General features: G+C 70.2%; 22 protein-coding genes. 12 read left to right on the top strand and 10 right to left on the bottom strand.

Annotated features, from left to right (window positions below):
• Positions 1-54 precede the first annotated feature (54 nt).
• Entirely contained in the window at positions 55-636 is a 582-nt protein-coding gene (locus tag AB0I28_RS18025) for a dihydrofolate reductase family protein (protein ID WP_357494544.1), read from the bottom strand.
• 66 nt (positions 637-702) lie between these two features.
• Complete coding sequence (locus tag AB0I28_RS18020; protein ID WP_357494543.1) at positions 703-1,542, bottom strand: helix-turn-helix domain-containing protein; 840 nt, start codon at positions 1,540-1,542, stop codon at positions 703-705.
• Positions 1,543-2,043: 501 nt separating this feature from the next.
• Here AB0I28_RS18020 and gap point away from each other — a divergent pair.
• From gap to AB0I28_RS17990, 6 genes are all read left to right on the top strand, one after another.
• Positions 2,044-3,066 carry a type I glyceraldehyde-3-phosphate dehydrogenase gene (gene gap / locus AB0I28_RS18015; RefSeq protein WP_357494541.1) on the top strand — a complete coding sequence of 341 codons (1,023 nt, stop codon included), beginning with the start codon at positions 2,044-2,046 and terminating at the stop codon, positions 3,064-3,066.
• Positions 3,067-3,078: 12 nt separating this feature from the next.
• A complete protein-coding gene (locus AB0I28_RS18010; protein WP_357494539.1) occupies positions 3,079-4,281 on the top strand; it encodes a phosphoglycerate kinase in 1,203 nt (400 codons plus the stop codon).
• A gap of 98 nt (positions 4,282-4,379) precedes the next feature.
• The gene (tpiA, locus tag AB0I28_RS18005; RefSeq protein ID WP_357494537.1) at positions 4,380-5,174 is read left to right on the top strand and encodes a triose-phosphate isomerase; all 795 of its coding nucleotides are present in this window, start codon (positions 4,380-4,382) and stop codon (positions 5,172-5,174) included.
• A 304-nt stretch (positions 5,175-5,478) separates the two neighbouring features.
• The gene (locus AB0I28_RS18000; RefSeq protein WP_357494535.1) at positions 5,479-7,239 is read left to right on the top strand and encodes an ABC transporter substrate-binding protein; all 1,761 of its coding nucleotides are present in this window, start codon (positions 5,479-5,481) and stop codon (positions 7,237-7,239) included.
• 217 nt (positions 7,240-7,456) lie between these two features.
• Positions 7,457-7,699: a preprotein translocase subunit SecG gene (gene secG / locus AB0I28_RS17995; protein WP_357494533.1), complete on the top strand. Its 243-nt coding sequence runs from the start codon at positions 7,457-7,459 to the stop codon at positions 7,697-7,699.
• Between the two features lie 139 nt (positions 7,700-7,838).
• A complete protein-coding gene (locus AB0I28_RS17990) occupies positions 7,839-8,180 on the top strand; it encodes an RNA polymerase-binding protein RbpA (protein WP_357494531.1) in 342 nt (113 codons plus the stop codon).
• Between the two features lie 66 nt (positions 8,181-8,246).
• On the opposite strand, the gene AB0I28_RS17985 is transcribed toward AB0I28_RS17990, so the two are convergent.
• Positions 8,247-8,690 carry an SRPBCC family protein gene (locus AB0I28_RS17985; protein WP_357494529.1) on the bottom strand — a complete coding sequence of 148 codons (444 nt, stop codon included), beginning with the start codon at positions 8,688-8,690 and terminating at the stop codon, positions 8,247-8,249.
• A 106-nt stretch (positions 8,691-8,796) separates the two neighbouring features.
• Here AB0I28_RS17985 and AB0I28_RS17980 point away from each other — a divergent pair, with 106 nt between their 5' ends.
• Positions 8,797-9,474: a DUF2975 domain-containing protein gene (locus tag AB0I28_RS17980; RefSeq protein WP_357494527.1), complete on the top strand. Its 678-nt coding sequence runs from the start codon at positions 8,797-8,799 to the stop codon at positions 9,472-9,474.
• Entirely contained in the window at positions 9,474-9,704 is a 231-nt protein-coding gene (locus AB0I28_RS17975; protein ID WP_357494525.1) for a helix-turn-helix transcriptional regulator, read from the top strand. Before AB0I28_RS17980 ends, AB0I28_RS17975 begins: the two co-directional genes overlap by 1 nt.
• 49 nt (positions 9,705-9,753) lie before the next feature.
• Here the strand turns inward: AB0I28_RS17975 and AB0I28_RS17970 are convergent, their stop codons facing one another.
• The gene (locus tag AB0I28_RS17970) at positions 9,754-10,704 is read right to left on the bottom strand and encodes a peptidase (protein ID WP_357494523.1); all 951 of its coding nucleotides are present in this window, start codon (positions 10,702-10,704) and stop codon (positions 9,754-9,756) included.
• A 186-nt stretch (positions 10,705-10,890) separates the two neighbouring features.
• Here AB0I28_RS17970 and AB0I28_RS17965 point away from each other — a divergent pair, with 186 nt between their 5' ends.
• From AB0I28_RS17965 to AB0I28_RS17950, 4 genes are all read left to right on the top strand, one after another.
• On the top strand, positions 10,891-11,313 hold the full coding sequence (locus tag AB0I28_RS17965; protein ID WP_357494521.1) for an SRPBCC family protein: 423 nt from the start codon (positions 10,891-10,893) through the stop codon (positions 11,311-11,313).
• Positions 11,310-11,756 (top strand): MarR family transcriptional regulator, encoded by a 447-nt coding sequence (locus tag AB0I28_RS17960; protein ID WP_357494519.1) that lies wholly within the window; start codon positions 11,310-11,312, stop codon positions 11,754-11,756. Before AB0I28_RS17965 ends, AB0I28_RS17960 begins: the two co-directional genes overlap by 4 nt.
• An 89-nt stretch (positions 11,757-11,845) precedes the next feature.
• Positions 11,846-13,066 (top strand): tetratricopeptide repeat protein, encoded by a 1,221-nt coding sequence (locus AB0I28_RS17955; protein WP_357494517.1) that lies wholly within the window; start codon positions 11,846-11,848, stop codon positions 13,064-13,066.
• 25 nt (positions 13,067-13,091) lie between these two features.
• Complete coding sequence (locus AB0I28_RS17950; RefSeq protein WP_357494515.1) at positions 13,092-14,132, top strand: tetratricopeptide repeat protein; 1,041 nt, start codon at positions 13,092-13,094, stop codon at positions 14,130-14,132.
• Between the two features lie 25 nt (positions 14,133-14,157).
• Here AB0I28_RS17950 and pgl read toward each other — a convergent pair whose 3' ends face one another.
• From pgl to tkt, 6 genes are read right to left on the bottom strand one after another with little or no spacing between them, the layout of a single operon-like run.
• Entirely contained in the window at positions 14,158-14,928 is a 771-nt protein-coding gene (gene pgl, locus AB0I28_RS17945; RefSeq protein ID WP_357494513.1) for a 6-phosphogluconolactonase, read from the bottom strand.
• Positions 14,925-15,887 carry a glucose-6-phosphate dehydrogenase assembly protein OpcA gene (locus AB0I28_RS17940; protein ID WP_357494511.1) on the bottom strand — a complete coding sequence of 321 codons (963 nt, stop codon included), beginning with the start codon at positions 15,885-15,887 and terminating at the stop codon, positions 14,925-14,927. The genes pgl and AB0I28_RS17940 overlap by 4 nt, the downstream gene beginning before the upstream one ends.
• An 18-nt stretch (positions 15,888-15,905) precedes the next feature.
• On the bottom strand, positions 15,906-17,429 hold the full coding sequence (zwf, locus tag AB0I28_RS17935) for a glucose-6-phosphate dehydrogenase (protein WP_357494509.1): 1,524 nt from the start codon (positions 17,427-17,429) through the stop codon (positions 15,906-15,908).
• Positions 17,426-19,036: a glucose-6-phosphate isomerase gene (locus tag AB0I28_RS17930; RefSeq protein ID WP_357494507.1), complete on the bottom strand. Its 1,611-nt coding sequence runs from the start codon at positions 19,034-19,036 to the stop codon at positions 17,426-17,428. Before AB0I28_RS17930 ends, zwf begins: the two co-directional genes overlap by 4 nt.
• Before the next feature lie 41 nt (positions 19,037-19,077).
• On the bottom strand, positions 19,078-20,196 hold the full coding sequence (gene tal, locus AB0I28_RS17925; RefSeq protein ID WP_357494505.1) for a transaldolase: 1,119 nt from the start codon (positions 20,194-20,196) through the stop codon (positions 19,078-19,080).
• A 30-nt stretch (positions 20,197-20,226) separates the two neighbouring features.
• Positions 20,227-22,314, bottom strand: a complete 2,088-nt coding sequence (tkt, locus tag AB0I28_RS17920; protein WP_357494504.1) for a transketolase — start codon at positions 22,312-22,314, stop codon at positions 20,227-20,229.
• Positions 22,315-22,459: the final 145 nt, after the last annotated feature.

The raw sequence follows: 22,459 nt of genomic DNA, 5'->3' as shown, positions 1-22,459 counted from the left end.
GGCAGGGCAAGCGGAACGGGAGACCGGTCGGTGCGGCGCAACCGCCCGGATCGGTCAACCGCGCACGCGAAAGCGCAGGTGAAGCACCCGGTCGCCCTGGATCACCACGTCAGGATCCTCCAGCAGGTGCTGCGCGTGGACCGACCCGAAGTAGCGCTTGCCGGACCCGAGCACGACCGGTGCGACGTCCATGCGCACCTCGTCGACCAGACGCGCGGCGAGTGCCTGGCCGCCGACGTCGCCGGCGGCGACCTCGACCATGCGGTCACCGGCGAGCTCCTTCGCCTTGGCCACGGCCGCCTCGACGCCGTCGACGAAGTGAAACGGCGCCGCGGGGTCCCAGTCCTCTGGCTGCGGCCGGTGCGTCACGACGACCAGGTGGTCGATCCCGCCCGGAGGCTTCCCGTCCCAGCCGCCCGTCAGGTCGAAGACGTGGCGGCCGACGACAGTCGCCCCGAGCTGGTCCCAGTACGCCCGGGTGTAGTCGTGGGACGCCTGGGACACCTTCAACTCGCCGCTCTCGTCCAACGGCACGTCACCGCTGAGCAACCAGTCGAACAGCGGTCCGGGCTGGTCGTTCTCGTCCGCGATGAACCCGTCCACCGACACCGAGCCGTACATGACTACCTTGCCCACGGGTGCTCCTCTGCTTGGCCGACGCCCTCAGATTAGAGTCTCGTGAGCTGTCGCTCTTGTAAGAAATCAATCGGCCGGCAGCGCCCAGCTGTCCAGGACGTGGCTGGGGTGTTCGCGCATGAAGCGCCGCCGGACTTCGACCCATCGTGTCGGTGTGAGCCCGGTGAAGGCCCGGAAATCGTGGCCGAAGTGGGCCTGATCGAAGTAGCCGGCGCTGCTGGCGAGGCCGGCCCAGTCGATCGGCTCGGCGGGGTCGATCGACAGCACGGTGGTGGCGAAGCGGTGGATGCGGGCCAGCCGCTTCGGCGTGACGCCGATGAGCTCCTTGAACCGCTGTGCCAGATGGGTGCCGCTGACACCGGCGGAGACCGTCAGCTCGCCGATCGTCACCGCTCCGCCCGTCGCCGCGATGACGCCGCTCGTACGGCGGACCAGACCCAGGCCGGCGGTCTCGCACAACCGTCGCATCAGCTCCTCCTCCAGCAGTGTCAGCATCTCGTGCGGTCCCTCGGCCGTGGCCAGCCGGTCTCGCAGCTCGGCGACGGCCGGCCGGCCCCACACCTGCTCCACCGTCACCGGCCGGTCGCACAGCTCGGTCGCGGGCATCGGCAGGAACGGCGCCGGCCCCCACGGCTTGAAGTGCACGCCGACGGACCGGGTCCGCGGCGGGTAGCCGAACTCCAGCGAGCGGGTGGGCATGGTGACCACGCAGCCGTCGGCGTACTCGGCCGTCTCGATGTCGGTGCCGGCGCGGATGCGAAACGGCGACCCGAGGTTGACGATGAGCAACGCCGCGGGCATCGGCGGCAGCGTCAGCCGGGCGTACGGCGACGCACCCTCCAGGTAGTAAAGGTCGTCGATCAGCCCGTCCAGCGGGGGTCGCGGCACTCTGGACACGTACTCCACGCCCACAGCATCGCCGACGTGCCGCCCCGCGTACACCCTGCGTGGTGAGAGCCCGTGTCGCCGCCAGGCCGCGGCGCCCCTCACGCCGTGACCCACGGCAGCCATCCGCGAGCCGCACTCCCCGGCTTCGGCACACGAGCCGGGGCTCCGCCGCTTTCGCCGCCGGGCGGTGAGACCGGGCCCAGCTCTCCCCGCCCGGCGGTTCACACTTCGGCGGCCGTCTCCTGCTCACCCCCACCCACCCCCGCCACACCCCGCCCTCCGGCCTACTCTGGCACCAGCCGAACTTCCACGCCCCTGGCCTCCCACTTCACGGGCCTTGGGTAGGGTCCTTGGTGATCGGCAGGCAATGCCGATGTAACGTTCGCAAAGCATGGCGGCGACGAGGCCGACAGCTTGAAAGCTGGGCCCGCCGGACCGTTCTGGGGGCGGCGAGCCGAGATCACCTTCAGGCGACCAGTCGCTGCCGGCTGGCGCTTTTCTGGCGAGGAGATGGGTCGAGTGACCATCCGAGTAGGTATCAACGGCTTTGGCCGTATCGGACGTAACTTCCTTCGGGCCGCCCTCAAGGCCGGCGACGACATCCAGATCGTGGGGGTCAACGACCTCGCGGGTTCGGACGTGCTGACCCACATGCTCAAGTACGACTCGGTGATGGGCCGCCTCGACGCCGACGTCAGCTACGACGCCGACTCGATCACCGTCAACGGCAAGAGCTTCAAGGTCTCCGCCGAGACCGACCCGGCGGCGCTGCCGTGGGGCGAGCTGGGCGCCGACATCGTCATCGAGTCGACCGGCCGTTTCACCAACGCCGAGGACGCGGGCAAGCACATCAAGGCCGGCGCCAAGAAGGTCATCATCTCCGCCCCGGCCAAGGGCGAGGACCTGACCGTCGTCATGGGTGTCAACGACAACACCTACGACCCGGCGAACCACAACATCATCTCGAACGCGTCGTGCACCACGAACTGTGTCGCCCCGATGGCCAAGGTCCTCTCCGACACCTTCGGGTTCGAGAAGGGCTTCATGACCACGATCCACGCGTACACGACCGACCAGCAGCTCCTGGACCAGGTCGCCGTGTCCCGCAAGGGCACCCTCGACCTGCGCAAGGTCCGCGCCGCCGCGCTGAACCTGATCCCCTCGACCACCGGTGCGGCCAAGGCGACCAGCCTCGTCCTCCCCGAGCTCAAGGGCAAGATCGACGGCATGGCCTTCCGCGTCCCGGTCCCGACCGGCTCGGTCACCGACCTGGTCGTCAACGTCGGCCGCGAGACCAGCGTCGAAGAGGTCAACGCCGCGTTCAAGGCCGCCGCCGAAGGACCGCTGAAGGATCTCCTGTACTACACCGAGGACCCGATCGTCTCCTCCGACATCGTCGGCCACCCGGCCAGCTGCACCTTCGACTCGGGCTGCACGATGGTCCAGGGCAACCAGGTCAAGATCGTCGGCTGGTACGACAACGAGGCCGGCTACTCCCACCGTCTGGTGGACCTGGCCAAGTTCGTCGGCGCGCGTCTCTAGGGGAACCGAAACATGCGTACTCTCTCCGACCTGCTCAGTGAGGGTGTGCGGGGTCGGCGCGTGCTCGTGCGCGCCGACCTCAACGTCCCGTTGGGCACCGACGACGACGGCAACCGCCGCATCGCCGACGACGGCCGCATCCGCGCGGTCCTGCCGACCCTGACGATGCTGCGCGAAGCCGGCGCCAAGGTCATCGTCTGCTCCCACCTGGGCCGCCCCAAGGGCGCCCCGGATCCCAAGTACACGCTCGCGCCGGTCGCCGAGCGCATGGCCGAACTCCTCGACGCGCCGGTCGCCTACGCCACCGACACCGTCGGCGACTCGGCGTCCGAAGTGGTCGGCGGGCTCGCCTCCGGCGAGGTCGCGCTCCTGGAGAACCTGCGCTTCAACGCCGGTGAGACCAGCAAGGACGACGCCGAGCGCACCGCGTTCGCCGAGCGGCTCGCCACGCTCGCCGAGGCCTACGTCGACGACGCCTTCGGTGCCGTGCACCGCAAGCACGCGTCGGTCTACGACGTGCCGAAGCTGCTCCCGCACGTGGCGGGCCGGCTCATCGTGCGCGAGCTGGAGGTCCTGCGCGGCCTCACCGACGACCCCAAGCGGCCATACGCCGTGGTCCTCGGCGGTGCCAAGGTCTCCGACAAGCTCGGCGTCATCAACGCGCTCCTGCCGAAGGTCGACAAGCTGGTCATCGGCGGCGGCATGTGCTTCACCTTCCTCGCGGCCCAGGGCCACGAGGTCGGCGACTCGCTGCTGGAGTCCGACCAGATCGACACCTGCAAAAAGCTGCTCGCCGACGCCGGCGACAAGCTCGTCCTGCCGACCGACGTCGTCGTCGGCACCGAGTTCAGCGACGACGCGGCCACCTCCACCGTCGCCGCCGACGCGATCCCCGCCGGGCAGAAGGGCCTCGACATCGGCCCCGAGTCCGTCGCGTTGTTCGCCGGCGCTATCGGTGAGGCCCACACCGTGTTCTGGAACGGTCCCATGGGCGTCTTCGAGTACGCGCCGTACGCGGCCGGAACCCGGGGCGTCGCCGAAGCCGTCGCGAAGGTCGACGGCCTCAGCGTCGTCGGCGGCGGCGACTCCGCCGCGGCCGTGCGGGCGCTCGGCCTGGACGAGACCTCCTTCGGGCACATCTCGACCGGTGGCGGCGCCTCCCTCGAATACCTCGAGGGCAAGACGCTGCCGGGCATCGCGGCCCTCCAGGACTGACCGGGAACCGTCCGCCGACCGGCGAGCCGCACGCGCGGCCCGCCGGTCGGCGCCGCCACCCGCATCACCGCAGACCAACGCTCCCGGAAGTGGACACAATGACCAACAGCACCCGCCGGCCGCTCATCGCCGGCAACTGGAAGATGAACCTCAACCACTTCGAGGCGCTCGCCCTCGTCCAGAAGCTCGCCTTCAGCCTCGACGAGAAGCAGCTGTCGGACGTCGAGGTCGTGGTCCTTCCGCCGTTCACCGACCTGCGCAGCGTCCAGACCCTCGTCGACGGCGACAAGCTCCTCATCGGCTACGGCGCTCAGGACATCTCCGAGCACAAGTCCGGCGCCTACACCGGTGAGATCGCCGGCTCGATGCTCGCCAAGCTCGGCTGCTCCTACGTGGTCATCGGCCACTCCGAGCGCCGCGAGTACCACCACGAGGACGACGCGCTGGTCAACCGCAAGGTCAAGGCGGCCCTAGAGGTCGAGCTGACCCCGATCCTGTGCGTCGGCGAGAAGCTCGACGTGCGCGAGGCCGCCGGCCACATCGAGCACTGCCACACCCAGCTCGACGGCGCCCTCGACGGTCTCAAGGCCGAGGACGTCGCCCGCATCGTCGTCGCCTACGAGCCCGTGTGGGCCATCGGCACCGGCCGGACCGCGACGCCCGAGGACGCCCAGGAGGTCATCGGCGCTCTCCGCGGCCGCCTCGCCGAGCGCTACGGCGACGCCACCGCCACCCAGGTGCGGATCCTGTACGGCGGTTCGGTCAAGTCGACGAACGTCGCCTCGATCATGGCCAAGGCCGACGTCGACGGCGCCCTCGTCGGCGGCGCGAGCCTCGACGGCGAGGAGTTCTCGGCGCTGTGCCGCTTCCCGGAGCACGTGCAGCGTTCCTGAGGTCGTGCGGTGGTGCTCCGGGAAGTTGAAGCAGGGTCCGGAGCACGTGCAGCGTTCCTGAGGTCGTGCGGTGGTGCTCCGGGAAGGTCAAGCCCGGGGTCTCGTTCGGCTCATCTGTTCGCGGTACCTGTTTGGACAAGCAGCTTTCCTGGCCGAAACGCCCGCTCAGGGTGTCCAAAAGGGACAAGCGCGGCTTTCGCAATACGGTTGAATATCAAGAGAGTTTCATCGAGCGACGCATGGGGATCAGTCGGTTACCATCGACCGATCCCTATGCCTGCCCCCGACAGATGGATCTCCGACGATGCCCGAGTCCGGCTTCACCCCACGACGCAGGGCCGCCCGGCGGGCGGTCGCCGCCGGGGTCATCGCGCTGGCGGTCGCCGCCTCGGGCGTCGCCTGCACCGCCGAGGAACCGCCGCCGGCCGAGGGCATCTCCAGCCCGCCGGTAAAGGGCGGGACGCTGGTCCTGCTCGACGAGGCCCCGTTCTACGACACCCTCGACCCGCAAGAGGTCTACGTCCTCAACCAGCTCAACCTGAGCACGCTGATCTACCGCACGCTGGTGACGATGAAGGTCGCGCCGGGCGCCGAGCCCGAGTTGACGCCCGATCTGGCCACCGACCTCGGCCGGCCCTCCGACGACAACCGCACCTGGGAGTTCAGTCTCCGGCGCGGCCTCAAGTGGGAGGACGGGCAGGAGATCACCTGTGAGCAGGTGCGGCACGGTGTGGCTCGGTCCTTCGACGCGCGCAACGGCGCCGAGGCGGTCGTGCAGGGCGGTCCGACCTATCCGCGGCAGGTCCTCGACGTCGACGAGGACTACACCGGCCCGTACACGCAGCCCGACGCCGACTTCGGCGCGGTCGAGTGCGCCGACGACTGGACGGTGCGCTTCCATCTCAAGCACGCGGTCGGCGACTTCCCGTACATGCTGACGCTGCCGGTGTTCTCGCCGGTGCGGCCGCTGGGCGTCGAGAAGGAGAGCGCCTTCGACCGCAGTCCGCTGGCCAACGGCCCGTACAAGATCGTCGAGGGCAAGGCGCCCGACCCGGACAACGGCCAGCCGGGCCGGCTCATCCTGGGCCGCAACGCCTACTGGGACGCCACGACCGACCCGGCTCGGCCGGCCTACCCCGATCGCATCGAGGTGCGGTACGGGATCGACCGTGAGGCGGCGACGCAGCGGATGCTCGCCGGGGACCGCGAGTACGACAACGCGGTGTTCCTCGGCTCGAACGTCCCGGCGAACTTCATCCAGCAGGTCCTGGCCGACCCGGCGCTGTACGCCCAGGCGCTGACCGGGTACACGAACTCGGTGCGCTACCTGGCCATCAACACCGCCAAGGTCGACGACCTGTCGTGCCGGCAGGCGCTGGTCTACGCCTTCGACCGGCGCAAGTTCCTCAGTGTCTACGGGGGCACGGTCTTCGGCGACTACGCCTCGACGATGATCTCGCCCCAGTCGCCGGCCTATCGCGAGTTCGACGTCTACCGGGCCAAGGACAACCCCGACGGTGACCTCGAGCGGGCGCGCGAGCTGTGGACCGAGGAATGCCCCGACCGCCTGACCCTCGACCACGCCGACACTCCGCAGCTGAAGCGGGCGGCGCAGACCATCGTCGACACCTACGGCAAGCTCGGGATCAAGGTGAAGGCCAACCCCATCCCGGCCGACGAGTACTTCCCGACGATCCAGCAGACCGGGAAGCAGGGCGATCTCACGCTGGCCGCCTGGGTCGCCGACTGGCCCAACGGCTCCGGGACGATCCCGACGCTCTACCACGGCGACTCGATCGTCGACGGGAGCAACCTGAACCTCGCGCAGCTCAACGTCACCGAGATCAACACCCTCATCGACCAGGCCTCGCAGGAGCCGGACCTCGCCGAGCAGTACAGCCTGTGGGGCGAGCTCGACGAGCGCATCGCCCGTGAGGCGCCGACGGTCCCGATCAGTTGGGGCAAGGCCGTGCAGCTGATGGGGAGGAACGTGCGCGGGGCCGTGATGCACCCTCAGTTCGGCATGGCGGGCGTTTCGGCGCTCGGTGTCGCAACGGTGGCCTAGCGGAGGTTCCGGCGCCTCACCGGACCCCTCGGCGCTCTTGGGGATCACCGTGCGCGCGGGCCTCGGCGGCACCAGGGCCCTCACGCGTCACACTGGGCGCAGAGGTGGCGCCGACAGGGTGCCGACCGCCCGCGATCAACCCCCTGCCCACGGCTATCCTGTCCCGCGTTCGTCGGCTAAGCTGGCTCGGATCGTGCCTAAGGAAGGAACTGACTACATGTTGGCCTACTCGCTCGTCGGCGGCCTGATGCTCACCAGTGTGCTGCTGATCGTGCTCGTCTTGCTGCACAAGGGCAAGGGCGGTGGTCTCTCCAGCATGTTCGGTGGCGGTGTCTCCTCCAACCTGAGCGGCTCGTCGGTCGCGGAGAAGAACCTGGACCGCATCACGGTCGTCATCGGCATCCTGTGGCTCGCGTGCATTGTGGCCTTCGGTGTACTGCTCAAGTCCGGCGGTAGCTGAGGTCTTCCATCTGAGCGCGAATCATCTTAGACTCATGCGCGCGGCCCCAATTCGGGCCGCGCGCATTGTGCATACTGCGTCTTCGCTGTCTTCCGGCAGTGCGCCCCGCACAGCAGCCCCCCTGTGACAGGAGCGGAACGTGGCAAGTGGCAACGCCATTCGTGGTACCCGGATCGGCTCCGGACCGGCAAGGTTCATCGAACGTGGAGAACCGGCACCGCGGCAGTTCATCAGTTACTGGTGTGCGAACGATCATGAGACCCGTCCGTCGTTCGCCATGGACGTCCAACCACCGGAAACCTGGGACTGCACGAGGTGCGGGCTCCCTTCGGGACCCGACCGTGAGGCTCCTCCGGACAAGCCGCACGCGAAACCCTTCAAGACACACATCGCCTACGTCATGGAGCGACGCTCCGAGGCCGACGGCGCGGCTCTGCTAGAGGAGGCCCTGGCCAACCTGCGCCGACGGCGCGGGGAGTAGCAGGGTTATTTTTTTAGGCTCCGCGGGTGGTGACGGCCGTCACCACCCGCGGAGCCTTGTGCGTGTTCAGTGCTCGACGCGGGCCGCGTGCGCGGCCAGTCCGCGCACACTGGCGGCGATGGATTCGCGCAGTCTGCGGTGGCGGAACCACCCTGTGCCGAAGCGGCCGGCGGTGTAGGTGGCGTGCCAGCGGATGCGGCAGCCGCCGGGCAGTGGCGTGATGTCGATGTCGGCGCGGTAGTCGTTGAGGGGCGGTCCGTCGACGAGGGTGTGGCTGAAGCGCCGGTCGGGCAGGAGCTCCACGATCTGGTCGCGGCTGTCGACGCCGCCGGTGCGGAAGTGCCGGACGGCGCCGACGCCCTCGGGCTCGTCGGTGGCGGGTTCGGCGAGTTCGAAGGAATCGATGGGGGACCAGGCCGGCCAGGTCGAGCCGTCCCGGAGCAGCGCGTACACGGTGGACGGAGAGGCCGCGGTCTCGGCGCTCTCGTCGATGTCCTTGGTTCTCGGCATGCCTCAATCCTGGCAACGGCTTCACGTCCCGTGCGTGGCGGGCTTGACGGCGCCGATATAGTTATCGATAATCGACACATCGATAAACGATATTCGGAGAGTGGACATGAGTGCTGACACGGCGGCCCGGGTCGATGCGGGCCCGTTGCCGTCGCCGGACTGGCTGCGGCGACTTCAAAGAGGGCTGACGGTTCTATCGGTGCTGGGAGCCCTCGCGGTGGTGCTCACCGCCACCGCGAGTGTGTACGCCCGCCTCAGCGACGACGACAACCCGCTCGGGTACATCACCGGGCGCGTCGAAGGCGACGAAGCCGGACTCGGTTACGAGTTTCCGGCCGACGGAGGCCCGGTGAGGGAGGTTCGGCTGGGCAACCCCGAAGGTGTGCGGATGCAGATCTTCGACGTGCTCACCTGGCTGCCGAGCCTTGCCCTGGCCACGGTCCTGCTCTTCCTCCTGCGCGACATCGTGCGACACGCCCGCCGCACCGACCCCTTCCACTCCGACACCGCCCGACGCCTGCGCCGTGCCGGTTGGATCGCGGCCGTCGGCGGCTTTCTGGCGGGCTCGGTCGAGCGCGCCGGGCACGGTCTGGCGCTCCTGGCCTCCCCGACGCAGAACGTCACCGCGGACGACGAGATGTGGGTATGGGCGCCGTACTCCCTCAGGGATCTCGTCTTCGGGTTGCCGTGGGTCTGGTTCGCCGTCGGTGTCGCACTGCTGGCGATCGCCTCGGTCTTCTCCCGCGGCATCGCGATGCGCAGGGACCTGGACGGTCTCGTGTGATGGTCGATCCCGAGCACCGCGTCAGCGTTCACCTCGATGAAGTGCTCGCCGCCCGAGGCATGACCCTCACCGAACTGTCCAAAAGGGTCGACCTGACCCTGGCCAACCTCTCGGTGCTCAAGAACGGTCGGGCCAGGGCGATCCGCTTCTCGACGCTCACGGCCTTGTGCGACGCCCTCGACTGCGCGCCGGGCGACATCCTGCGCGTGGAACCGGCCGGAGGCGAATGAGCGGTGGGGCCCGGCAGAGTCGGGCCCCACCGCCGTGGAGGAGTCAGGCTCAGGCGGACTGGGCCGAGCCGTACAGGTTCTGCGCGTCGGTGCCGAAGTACGGCCCGAACATGTAGGTCGGCAGGAAGTTGTACTTGAAGCTGTTCACCGAGGTCTGCACGCCGACTCCGGTGGCCTCGTTGAAGGTCCGAAACCACGGGCCGCCGCTGGAACCGCCGGTCATGTTGCAGGCCAGGCCGATGCCGTTGCTCAGCAGGAAGTCGTTGATGGTCCGGCCGCTGCAGTAGATCAGGGTCTCCCCGTTGTAGGGGGAGGCCGCCGGGAAGCCGAAGTCGTAGACCTGCTCGCCCCGGGGCTGGTTGAAGGCGATGCCCTGCGAGCCGACCACGTCGGTCAGGTACTGGCCGTTGAGCTGGTTGACCACGGCCGCGCCGATGTCGAAGTTGATGTCCTCGCTGGCCGTCCACTGTGGCGTCGACAGCGTCTGACGGGCCGTCCACGTGCCGTAGGGGCGGTTGCCGTTGTTGTAGCCGGGCACGAAGACCCAGTCGGTGTGCCAGGCGCCGTCGAGCTTCACGCAGTGGCCGGCCGTCATGACGGTGCTCTTGTTGGCGCTGGTGACGGCGTTGCCGGAGCAGGAGGCGGTGCGCCCGCCGTAGGTGAAGAAGACGCGGCCGGATGTCTTGACCGCCGCTCCGCCGCCGGTCCAGGCGCTGCCGCCGTTGGTCGGGGACATCGGGGCGATGGTCCGCGGGGAGCCCTCGGGAACCGCGGTCGACGTGCCGGGTACCGCGTCGACCGTGATGACGTCGAGCGGTTCGGCCTGGCGCATGCGCTCGGCGGTCCAGAACTCGGTGACGTCCGACTGCTGCGAGGCCGAGACCGCGCCGTCGTGGGAGGTGGGGGAGGCGCCGGTGTCGCCGGCGGACGCCACCGACGGGGTCGCCGCCAGGAGCGCGCCGCTTAAGAGGGAGAGGAGTACGAGCCTTGTCGATCGCATGTCGATCCTCTTTCTCGGAAGGGACCGTGTACGCCGGGTCGGCGCAACTGTCCGGTATGGATGGCTGAGGGTCATGTTAGGAGCAATTGGAAGGCCTGCGCTACCCCTTGGTAACCGAACGGCACTCGACAGTCAGTCTTCGCGAAGATAGTCTCTGCGAAGACCATTCGAGCCTCGGAGCCTCCCATGTGGACCTTTTCGCACACCGAGACCACCACCGCCACACCGGCGCGGCTGTGGGAGCACTACGCCGACCCGCCCTCGTGGCCGCGCTGGGATCCCGACACCGCCGAGGTCACCGTCGACGGGCCCTTCTCCGCCGGCACGACCGGCACGCTCAAGCCCATCGGTGGCCCGCGCGTCCACTTCGAGCTCACCGAGGTCACACCGCAGCGGTCCTTCACCGACGTGGCCCGCCTCCCGCTGACCCGGCTGACCTTCGCCCACGACGTCGAACCGCACGGGCGCGGTGCCCGCTTCACCCACACCGTTACCTTCGACGGCCCGCTCGCCTGGCTGTTCCGGCGCGTCATCGGACGCGGCATCGCCGCCGGGATGCCCGAGGCGATGAGCCGTCTCGCCGCACTGGCCGCCGCGGGGGAGCGGTGACCGCCGGTCCCGGCGACAGCCCGGGATTCCTGCTGTGGCACGCGACCCTGCGCTGGCAGCGCGACATCGCCGCCGCCCTCGCCCCGCACGACCTCACCCACGTGCAGTTCGTGCTCCTCGCCACGACGTGGTGGCTGCACGGCCGAGGCGAGCGCCCCAACCAGCTCCGGCTGGCGCGGGCGGCCGGCACCGACGTGAAGATGACCTCCCAGGTCGTGCGGAGGCTGGAGGCCAAGGGCCTGCTGACGCGCGTCGCCGACGAGGCCGACACCCGCATGAAGCGGCCGGAGCTCACCGAGGCGGGCGCCGAACTCACGCCCAGGGTCGTCGAGGTCGTCGAGGCGGTCGACCGCCGGTTCTTCGCCGAAGCCGGTGACCACGCCGGCCTCCTGCGGCTCCTGCGCGGCCTGGCGGGCACCGACGACCCTCCACACCGGACGTGACTCCCGCCCCGGATCCAGGGTTCCCCGCGGTCGCCGACTGACCCTCCGTCCGATGTCCGGGACGCGCCGGACGCCTATCCTCGATCACCATGAGCACCCCCGACTCGCCCCTGCTCCGCAGCCTCCTGGCCGCCGTCGATGCGGCCCCCGACGACGTGCCGCTGCGCCTCCACGTCGCCGAGCGGCTGCTGGCGGCCGGACGCCCCGACGAGGCGACCGCCCACATCGGAGCCGTGCTCCAGCGCGAGCCCGGTTCGGGCGAGGCACGCGCGCTGATGGCCCGCGTCCTCGGCGGCGACACCGAACCCGGGCCCACCGGCGCACCCGCGACCGGTCCCGGCGAAGGGCGCTTCGACTGGAGCCGCGCCGAAGAGGAGTTCGGTGCGATCCCGCAGCCCTTCACCGAAGGCGGCGCGGGCCCCGGCGAGGAACTCGCCGACACCGGCGGCGAGACCGTCCGCCTGTCCGACGTCGCGGGCATGGAGCAGGTCAAGGAACGCCTCCACGCGGCCTTCCTGGCCCCCATGCGCAACGAGAAGCTGCGCCGCCTGTTCGGCAAGAGCCTGCGCGGCGGACTGCTCCTCTACGGCCCGCCCGGCTGCGGCAAGACCTTCATCGCCCGTGCCGTCGCCGGCGAACTCGGCGCCCGCTTCATGAGCGTGTCCATCGCCGACGTTCTCGACATGTGGATCGGCAACAGCGAGAAGAGCCTCGCCGAGATCTTCGCCGCCGCGCGCCGCGACAAGCCCTGCGTCCTCTTCTTCGACGAACTCGACGGCCTCGGCGGCAAACGCGCACGCATGCACGCCTCCGGCATCCGCAACACCGTCACCCAGCTGCTCACCGAGCTCGACTCCGTCGCCGCCGACAACGACGGCGTCTTCGTCCTCGCCGCCACCAACCACCCCTGGGACATCGACAGCGCCCTGCGCCGCCCCGGCCGCCTCGACCGGACCCTCCTCGTCCTCCCGCCCGACGCCCCGGCCCGCGAGGCGCTGCTCCGCTCGGCGCTCGCCGACCGCCCCATCGCCGGCATCGACCTCCCCTCCGTAGTCGCGGCCACCGACGGCTTCTCCGGTGCCGACCTGGTCCACCTGTGCGACACCGCCGCCGAGAAGGCCATCCTCGACTCCATCCGCGCCGGAGAGGTCCGCATGATCGAGATGCGCGACCTCACCGCCGCCCTCACCGAGGTCAGACCCAGCACCGGCCCCTGGTTCGAGACCGCCCGCAACGTCGCCATGTTCGCCAACGAGGGCGGCGTCTACGACGACCTCGTCGCCTACATGAAGAAGCAACGCAAGTGGTAAACCCCCGCACCGGACGGGCCGGCCGGTGAGCGACGACCTCGCCGAGCGCCGCGCCGACGCCCTCCTCGACGCCGGCCGCCCCGCCGAGGCCCGCGAATACGCCGTCCAGGCCGTGACCACCGACCCCGACAACGGCGGCGCCTGGCTGTCCCTGGCCTTCGCGCTCAACAAACTCGGTGAGCACACCGAGGCGCTCGCCGCCGCCGAGCGCGCCGTCGTCCTGTGGCACGATCCGGCCGCCGCGCACCTACAGCGCTGTGACGCGCTGCTACAGCTCGGCCGTCTCGAAGAGGCCCTCGCCGCCGCACGCGAAGGCGTCGCCTTGCGCCCGGGCACCTGGCGCACGCACTTCGAGTTCGCGCGGTCGACCCTGGCCCTGCACCGGCGGGCCGACTCCTGGCACCTGCTCGGCGAGGGCCGCGCCGCGGCCGCCGAGGCGGTCCGCCTCGACCCGGGCGAACCCGACGCGCACCGCATCCTCGCGATGATCCACGGCGAGTTCAAGGACCGCGCGGCCGCCCGCGCGGTGTTCGAGGAGGCCGTCCGCCTCGATCCCAACGACGCCAACACCTGGCACGCCTACGGCGAGTTCGAGTACCACGCCGACCGCGACCGGATCGGCGCCGCGCACTTCGCCCGCGCCCTGCGCCTCGACCCGCACCGCCGCAACACCGCCGGCCGCCTGCGCGAACTGGCCGTCTTCACCTCGTGGGGACCGGTGCGCAACCTCGGCATCGCCGGACTGGTCCTCACGCTGTTCTGGCTCGCATCGCTCTTCGGTGACGACCCCATCGACCACACCAGCCGAGTGGTCTTCTCGGCCGTGGCCGTCCTCGCGTGCTGGCTGCAACCGGCCGTCCGGCTCCTGCGCACCTCACCGGACGTGCGGCGCTTCGGCTGGAACGTGCTGCGCGGAACCTGGGTCGTCAAGGGCCTCGCCGTCGCCACCCTCGCGCTCGCCGTTGCCGCTGCCGTCCCCGGGGACGTCCCCGGCTCCTTCGGCTACCCGGTGGCGCTCATCGGCGCGGTGACCGCGCTCGTGACACGCAGAAGGGCGCTCCTCTAAAGAGAGGAGCGCCCTTCCGTGTACGTCACTTGTTGAGGCTGTGGAACCTCTGCGGCAGCTCGATCGCCGCGTCGGCGTCCAGCAGCCACCGCGTCGCCGAGGTGCCGTGCACACCGGCGGCCGGTATCTGCACCGGACCGCCGCCCGACAGGGCGAGCTTCACCGGACCGGACTTGCCGAAGCCCGAACCGAACAACCACACCTCGCGCCCGGTGTTGATCGCCCGCTGGGTCAGCGAGATCCGCACCGGCGGCGGCTTCGGGGCGCCACGCACGGCCACCACGTTGCGCTCGTCGTAGACGGCCGGATGACCGGGGAAGACCGAGGCGACGTGCCCGTCCTCGCCGACCCCGAGCATCACCACGTCGAAGGTCGGCAGATCCAGATCACCCGTGGCGCGATCGGCCAGCTCGGCCGCGTAACGCGCCGCCGCGGCCTCCGGGTCGTCGCCGTCGGGACCGTCGACGGCCGGCATCGCGTGCACGCGAGCCGGATCGACCGGCAGGGCGTCGAGCATCGACTCGCGTGCCTGCGTCTCGTTGCGCTCGGGATCACCGGCGGCGAGGAAACGCTCGTCCCCCCACCAGAAGTCCACCGCCGACCAGTCGACGGCGTCCCGCGCGGCGCTGTCGCGCACCGCCGCGTGGATGCGCGCCGCGATCCGCCCGCCGGTAAGCACCACCGAGGCCGAACCGCGGTTCGCCTGCGCGTCGATCAGCCGCACGATCAGACGCGCGGCGACCGCCTGCGCCAGAACCTCGGCGTCACGGTGGACGACCACACTGGACGAACTCATGCCGCGGCGCTCTCGGCGTCGGCGCACAGGTCCAGTCGTCCCGTGCACTGCCCCAGCGCGGCCTCGTAGGGCTGGTCGGGGTCGAGGTGGCGCAGCTCCTCGGCGAGCAGCTCACCCAGCGTGCGGCCCTTGATGGACTGCGTCCGGTCGGGGAAGCCCGTCCGGCGAAGCAGCGTGTTACCGCCCTCGTCACGGGTGATGGCGATCTCGTGGCCGTTCTCCAGCGTGATCGCCACCGCCTTGATCGCCGGCAGGTGCTCGCTGTCGCGGACCACGTCGGTGTCGTCGATCGTCGGCTTGATCCCCAGCCGGCCGGCCAGCCAGCCCGACATCAGTACGGCGCTCGGGTCGGTCTGCTTCGCGGTGATCGTCACCGACGCGGCCGGAGCCGTCGCGGTGTCGAAGGCACTGGCGATCAGCGACCGCCAGAAGGTGATCCGGGTCCACGAGATGTCGGTGTCGCCCGGCGAGTAGTCCACCGCCCGGCCGCGCAGCGACGCGATCGGGTCCGCCGAACGCGCGCTGTAGGTGATCCGGCGATCGGCGAACGCGCCCAGCGGGTCGGCCGCGGTGTGCACCGGTGGAGACACGAACCAGCACGTCACCACCGGCACGTCCGGCGCCAGAAGCGGCATGACCACCGACTCGGCGTGCTCCACCAGCGGCCCGTACACGCGCATCACGACGGCCTCGCAGGGACCGAGGCGGCCCCCCACGACGATCTCGGCGTCCAGACGCGGCGCGGTCTGCTCACTGTCGCGGCGGACCACGATGAGCAGACGGCACGGGTGCTGCTGGGCGGCGTGCGTGAGAGCCGCCTCGGCCTCGCGCTCGCCCTTCTCGTCGACGATCACCACCAGGTTGAGCGCCAGCCCGCTGGTGAGGCCTCCGGAGCTGTGCCGCTCGGAGGCCAGGGCCTTGACGACATCGGTGGCGGTGGTGTCCCACAACGCGATCACAACTGTCTCCTTGAAACGTCAGGCACGGCGCCAGGTGCGGCCGTCGCGGGCGAGCATCTCGTCGGCGGCGGCCGGACCCCAGCCGCCCGCGGCGTACTGGTGCGGCTTGCGGCCCGCCCAGAACGCCTCCAACGGGTCGATGACCGCCCAGCTCGCCTCGACCTCGGCGGCGTCGGGGAAGAGGGTCTTGTCGCCGATGAGCACGTCGCGGATGAGGCGCTCGTAGGCCTCGGGGCTCGACTCGGTGAAAGCCTCGCCGTAGAGGAAGTCCATGGAGATGTCGCGCAGCTCCATGCCGGTGCCCGGGACCTTCGACCCGAACTTCACCGTGACGCCCTCGTCGGGCTGCACCCGGATGACGAGCTGGTTGTGGCCGAGCGTCTCGGTGTCGTAGGCGTGGAACGGCAGGTGCGGCGCCTTCTTGAACAGCACCGCGATCTCGGTGACCCGGCGCGGCAGGCGCTTGCCCGTCCGCAGGTAGAACGGCACACCCGCCCACCGGCGGTTCTGGATGCCGAGTTTGACGCCCACATAGGTCTCGGTGGTCGAGCCGGCCGGGATGTTGTCCTCCGACAGGTAGCCGTCGACCCTCTCGCCGGCGACCCAGCCCTCGGAGTACTGGCCGCGCACAGCGAAGGTCTCCAGGTCCTGCGGCAGCGTGATCGCGCGCAGCACCTTCAGCTTCTCGGTGCGGATCTCGTCGGGGGAGTATCCGACGGGCTCCTCCATCGCGGTCAGCGCCAGGAGCTGCAGGAGGTGGTTCTGGAGCACGTCGCGGGCCGCGCCCGCGCTGTCGTAGAAGCCCGCGCGGGACCCGATCCCGACGTCCTCGGCCATGGTGATCTGCACCGAGTCGACGTAGTTGGAGTTCCACACCGGCTCGAACAGCGCGTTGGCGAAGCGCAGTGCCAGGATGTTCTGGACGGTCTCCTTGCCCAGGTAGTGGTCGATCCGGTAGACGTCCTCGCCGGTGAACACGTCGTCGACGAGGTCGTCGAGCTCGCGCGCCGACTCGAGGTCGTTGCCGAAGGGCTTCTCCACGACGACGCGCCGCCACCCGCCGCTGGCGGTGTTGTCGGCCGCGCCGGTGCGCTCCAGCTGCTTCAGGACCAGCGGGAACGCGCCCGGCGGGATCGAGAAGTAGAAGGCCGCGTTGCCCTGGATCGCGTGCGAGGCACGCAGGTCGTCGAGGGTCGACGACAGCGTGTCGAAGGCCTCGTCGTCGTCGAAGGAGCCGCCGACGAACTTGAAGTTGCCAGCCAGGCGCGTCCACACCTCTTCACGCCACGGCGTACGCGCGTGCTTCTTGGCGGCCTCGCGCGCGAGGTCCTCGAAGTCGCCGTCGCCCCAGTCGCGGCGGGCGAAGCCGAGGATCACGAAGGCCGCCGGCAGCAGCCCTCGGTTGGCGAGGTCGTAGACGGCCGGGATCAGCTTCTTGCGGGCCAGGTCGCCGGTGACCCCGAAGATCACCAGCGCGCAGGGCTCGGGGATCCGCGGGAGCCGCCGGTCCTGCGGATCGCGAAGCGGATTGGGGACGGTCATGTCGTGCTCTCCTTGACGGCGGCGACGATCTGGCCGATCCCGGCGCTCCGGTCGGTGAGGTGGAGTCGCAGCAGCGGGCGCGAGCGCTTGTCGATCGCCTGGCGGTCCCCGGCGGCCTGCGCGGCCTGGAGGTCGCCGAAGGTGTAGGGCCGGCCGGGCACGTCGAGGTCGTCGCGGACGGCCCCGGTGATCTGGAGGAACGCGCCGGTGAGCCGGCCGCCCTTGTGGAACTGCCCGGTCGAGTGCAGGAATCGCGGACCCCACCCGAAGGTGACGGGGGCCGGTGTCACGACGGCGAGCAGGTCGCGCAGCCCTTCGGCCGGGGCGTCGCCGACCCGGTCGAGGTAGGCCATGACCGCGAGGTAGCCCTCGTCGCCGATCGAGCCGATGAGGTTGCGCAGCACCGAGGCGAGCGTGTCGCCCTCGCCGCCGTAGACCTCGACGTCGCCCTCGGTGAAGGACGGCTCCTCGTCGGGCAGGCCCCCTTCGAGGATGGCGTTGGTGTTGTTCTTGCTCTCCGTCACGTTCGGCTGGTTGAACGGATCGATCCCGATCAGCTTGCCGGCGTAGGCGGTGGCCAGCTCCCAGGCGAGGAACTGCGCGCCGAGAGGCCCGTTGACGGCCACGGCCGCCAGTTCCAGGTGCCCGCTGCTGGAGAGGTTGCCGACAGCGGAGCCGCCGACGGTCACGGGCAGCACGTCTCGGCCGTCGAATCCGGGGGAGGAGGGCGAGTCGACGACCACGGGCAGGATCCCGAGGCCGTCCTTGCCGGTCGACTCGGCGATCAGCTGCTCGGCCCAGTCGCCGAGGCCGACGATGCCGGAGCCGTCCGGCGCGATGGTCACGGTCTTCGCCGAGGCGAGCGCCGCGCCCAGCGCCAGCGCCGGGTTGTCCTTCTCGTCGGTGATCGACTCGGCGAAGTCCTCCGCCTGGTCGAGCAGTTCGGCGATGTCGACGCCGGCCAGTGCCGAGGGCACCAGGCCGAACGCGGTCAGTGCCGAGTAGCGCCCGCCGACGTCGGGGTCGGCGAGGATGACCTCGGCGCCCATCTCGCGGCCGGTGGCCTCCAGCGGCGAGCCGGGGTCGGTGACGATGACGAAACGGCCGCCGACGTCGGACAGGCCGTGGTCCTCGAAGGCCTGCCAGAAGGCGCGGCGGTGGCTGTCGGTCTCGACCGTCCCGCCGGACTTGCTGGAGACCACCACCACGGTGTTCTCCAGGTCCTCGCCCAGCGCGGCCAGGATCTGGCCCGGGTCGGTGGTGTCGAGGACCGTCAGCGGGACGTCCAGGGTGCGGGTGATGACCTCGGGCGCCAGCGAGGAGCCGCCCATCCCGGCCAGCACCACGCGGGTGAGTCCCTTGTCCCGCAGCTTGCTGCGCAGGTCAGCCAGGCGGGGTACGAGATCCCGGCTGCGTTCGTGCGTGTCCACCCAGCCGAGTCGTACCGCCGCCTCCGCCTCGGCCGCCGGACCCCACAGTGTGGAGTCCTTGGCGGCCAGGCGGGCGGGGGTGTCGTCGGCGATCAGCTGAGCCCGGCTCGCTGACGTGTCCACTGTGGTGGTAACCGCCAGCCCCCCGGCAGCCTCCATGCGTATCACCGCGTTCACCTCATCTTGTTCGTATGCAGTTGGTCTGTGAACTCTTATTACTAGCCGACCTTGTCCATCTCGGACGTGATCGTGGCCAGAAGTTCGTTCCAGCTCACCTCGAACTTCTCCACGCCCTCACGCTCCAGGACGGCGATGACGTCGTCGTAGTCGATCCCGGCGGCGGCGAGCGCGTCGAGGATTTCGCGCGACTCGGCGTAGGTGCCCGTGACGGTGTCGCCGCGGGTCTCGCCGTGGTCTTCGAAGGCGCGCAGGGTCGCCTCGGGCATCGTGTTGACGATGCCGGGGGCGACGAGTTCCTCGACGTAGAGGACGTCGGAGTAGTCGGGGTTCTTCACGCCGGTCGACGCCCACAGGGGACGCTGCGGGCGGGCGCCCGCGTCGGCGAGGGCCTGCCAGCGGGAACCGCCGAAGGCCTCTTCGTAGGCCTGGTAGGCCAGGCGGGCGTTGGCCACGGCGGCCTTGCCGCGCAGCGCGAGGGCTTCCTCGCCACCGAGCTTCTCGAGGCGCTTGTCGATCTCGGTGTCCACTCGGGACACGAAGAACGACGCCACCGACTCGATCTTCGACAGGTCGTGCCCGTTGGCCTTGGCGCCCTCGAGGCCGGTGAAGAACGCGTCCATGACGGCCTTGTACCGGTCGAGCCCGAAGATCAGGGTCACGTTGACGCTGATGCCCTCGGCGAGGACCGCGCTGATCGCCGGAAGGCCTTCGACGGTCGCCGGGATCTTGATGTACAGGTTCGGGCGGTCAACGGCCCACCACAGGGCCTTCGCCTCGGCAACGGTCGACTCGGTGTCGAAGGCCAGACGGGGGTCGACCTCGATGGACACGCGGCCGTCGACGCCGTCGGTGCCGTCGTAGACGGGACGGAGCACGTCGCAGGCGGCGCGCACGTCGAAGGTCGTCAGCGAGCGAGCGGCCTCGTCGACGGTCACCTTGCGGCGCGCGAGGTCGGCCAGCTGCTCGGCGTAGGCCTCTCCCTTGGACAGGGCGTTGGCGAAGATCGACGGGTTCGTGGTCACGCCGACGACGTGCTGCTCACGGCGCAGCGCGTCCAGGTTGCCGGTGTTGATCCGCTCGCGGGACAGGTCGTCGAGCCATACGGCCACGCCGGCGGCGGAGAGCGCACCGAGCCTGTCGTTGCTGTTCTGGGTCATGGCGGTAATCCTTTGTCTCGAATGGCCCGGTCAGTCCTGAGCTTTCGCCAGGCTCCGCTTGGCCGCGGCCACGACGTTGTCGACGGTGAAGCCGAACTCCTCGAAGATCTTCTGGTAGGGAGCGCTGGCGCCGAAGTGTTCGAGGCTGACGGCCTCGCCGGCGTCGCCGATCAGGTCGCGCCACGACATCGCGATGCCGGCCTCGACGCTCACGCGCGCCTTCACCGACTTCGGCAGGACCTCGGCGCGGTAGGCCTCGTCCTGCTCGTCGAACCACTCGCGGCAGGGGACCGACACCACGCGGGTGGCGATGCCCTCGGCCTGGAGCGCGGCGCGGGCGTCGACGGCGAGGCTGACCTCGGAGCCGGTGGCCATCAGGATGACCTGCGGTGTGCCGCCCTCGGCCTCGGCCAGGACGTAGGCGCCCTTGGCCGTGTTCTCGGCCGGGGCGAACTCGGTGCGGTCGAAGGTCGGCAGGTTCTGGCGGCTCAGCGCCAGGGCGGTCGGCCGGTCGGTGTGCTCCAGTGCCTTGCGCCACGCCCACACGGTCTCGTTGGCGTCGGCGGGACGAACCACGTCGAGGCCGGGGATCGCGCGCAGCGTCGAGAGGTGCTCGACCGGCTGGTGCGTCGGGCCGTCCTCGCCGAGGCCGATCGAGTCGTGCGTCCAGACGTAGACGACCGGCTGCTTCATCAGCGCCGCCAGGCGAACGGCCGGGCGCATGTAGTCGCTGAAGACCAGGAAGGTGCCGCCGTAGGGGCGGGTCCCGCCGTGCAGCGTGATGCCGTTGAGGATCGAGCCCATCGCGTGCTCGCGGATCCCGAAGTGCAGGGTGCGCCCGTAGGGGTTGCCGGGGAACTTCTTGGTCGAGCGGTCCTCGGGCAGGAACGACGCCTCACCGTCCATCGTGGTGTTGTTGCTGCCGGCGAGGTCGGCCGAACCGCCCCAGAGCTCGGGCAGCACCGGCGCCAGCGCTGACAGCACCTTGCCCGACGCCACGCGCGTCGCCACGCCCTTGGCGTCGGCGGGGAACTCCGGCAGCGCGTCGGTCCAGCCACCGGGGAGGGTGCGGGCCGAGATGCGGGCGAACTCCGAGGCGCGCTCGGGGTTGGCCTGCGACCACGCGTCGACCGCCTTCTGCCACTCGGCGCGGGCGCTCTTGCCGCGCTCGCCGACGCTGCGGACGTGGGCCAGGACGGCGTCGTCGACGTCGAAGGACTTCTCCGGGTCGAAGCCGAGGACGCGCTTGGTGGCGGCGACCTCTTCGGCACCGAGCGCCGAGCCGTGGGCGCCGCCGGTGTTCTGCTTGTTCGGGGCCGGCCAGCCGATGATGGTCTTCAGCGCGATGAAGGACGGCTTGTCGGTGACGGCCTTGGCGGCCGCGATCGCGGCGTAGAGCTGCTCGATGTCCTCGTGGTACTCGCCGCCCGCGCGCCAGTCGACGGTCTGCGTGTGCCAGCCGTAGGCGGCGTAGCGCGCGCTGACGTCCTCCGACAGGGCGATGCGGGTGTCGTCCTCGATGGAGATCTGGTTCTCGTCGTAGATGACGACCAGGTTGCCCAGCTGCTGAACCCCGGCGAGCGCGCTCGCCTCGTGGGTCACGCCCTCCTCGATGTCACCGTCGGAGCAGAGGACGAAAATGCTGTGGTCGAAGGGCGACTCGCCCTGCGGGGCCTCCGGGTCGAACAGGCCGCGCTCGCGGCGGGCGGCCATCGCCATGCCCACGGCGTTGGCGAGACCCTGCCCGAGGGGGCCGGTGGTGACCTCGACGCCCCTGGTGTGCCCGTGCTCGGGGTGGCCGGGGGTCAGCGAGCCCCACTGGCGCAGCGACTTGAGGTCCTCGAGTTCGAGGCCGTAGCCCGCGAGGTAGAGCTGCACGTACAGGGTGAGGCTGGAGTGTCCACAGGAGAGAACGAAGCGGTCGCGACCGGTCCAGTCGGCGTCGCTCGGGTCGTGGCGCATCACCTTCTGGAACAGGAGGTAGGCGGCGGGCGCGAGGCTCATCGCCGTACCCGGGTGGCCGTTCGTCGCCTTCTCCACCGCGTCCGCGGCGAGCACCCTGGCGGTGTCCACCGCGCGTGAGTCGAGTTCGGACCAGTCGAGGCGGGGCTCGGACACAGCGCTAGCTCCTTCATTTTGACGGACAGGCCGGGTGCACCCCCGGCGACGCGGTGGTAATTATTGCCGCCGACGTTTCCTATAGAACCACCGCCCGCCGTGAACCTATCCCTTAGTACCGCCCCGGGATGGGTGTTTCAGGCCA

Source organism: Phytomonospora sp. NPDC050363, from assembly GCF_040655735.1.
Taxonomy (GTDB): Bacteria; Actinomycetota; Actinomycetes; order Mycobacteriales; family Micromonosporaceae; genus Phytomonospora.
Note: the sequence above shows the minus strand (reverse complement) of the source record. Positions and strands in the feature narration are given on the sequence as shown.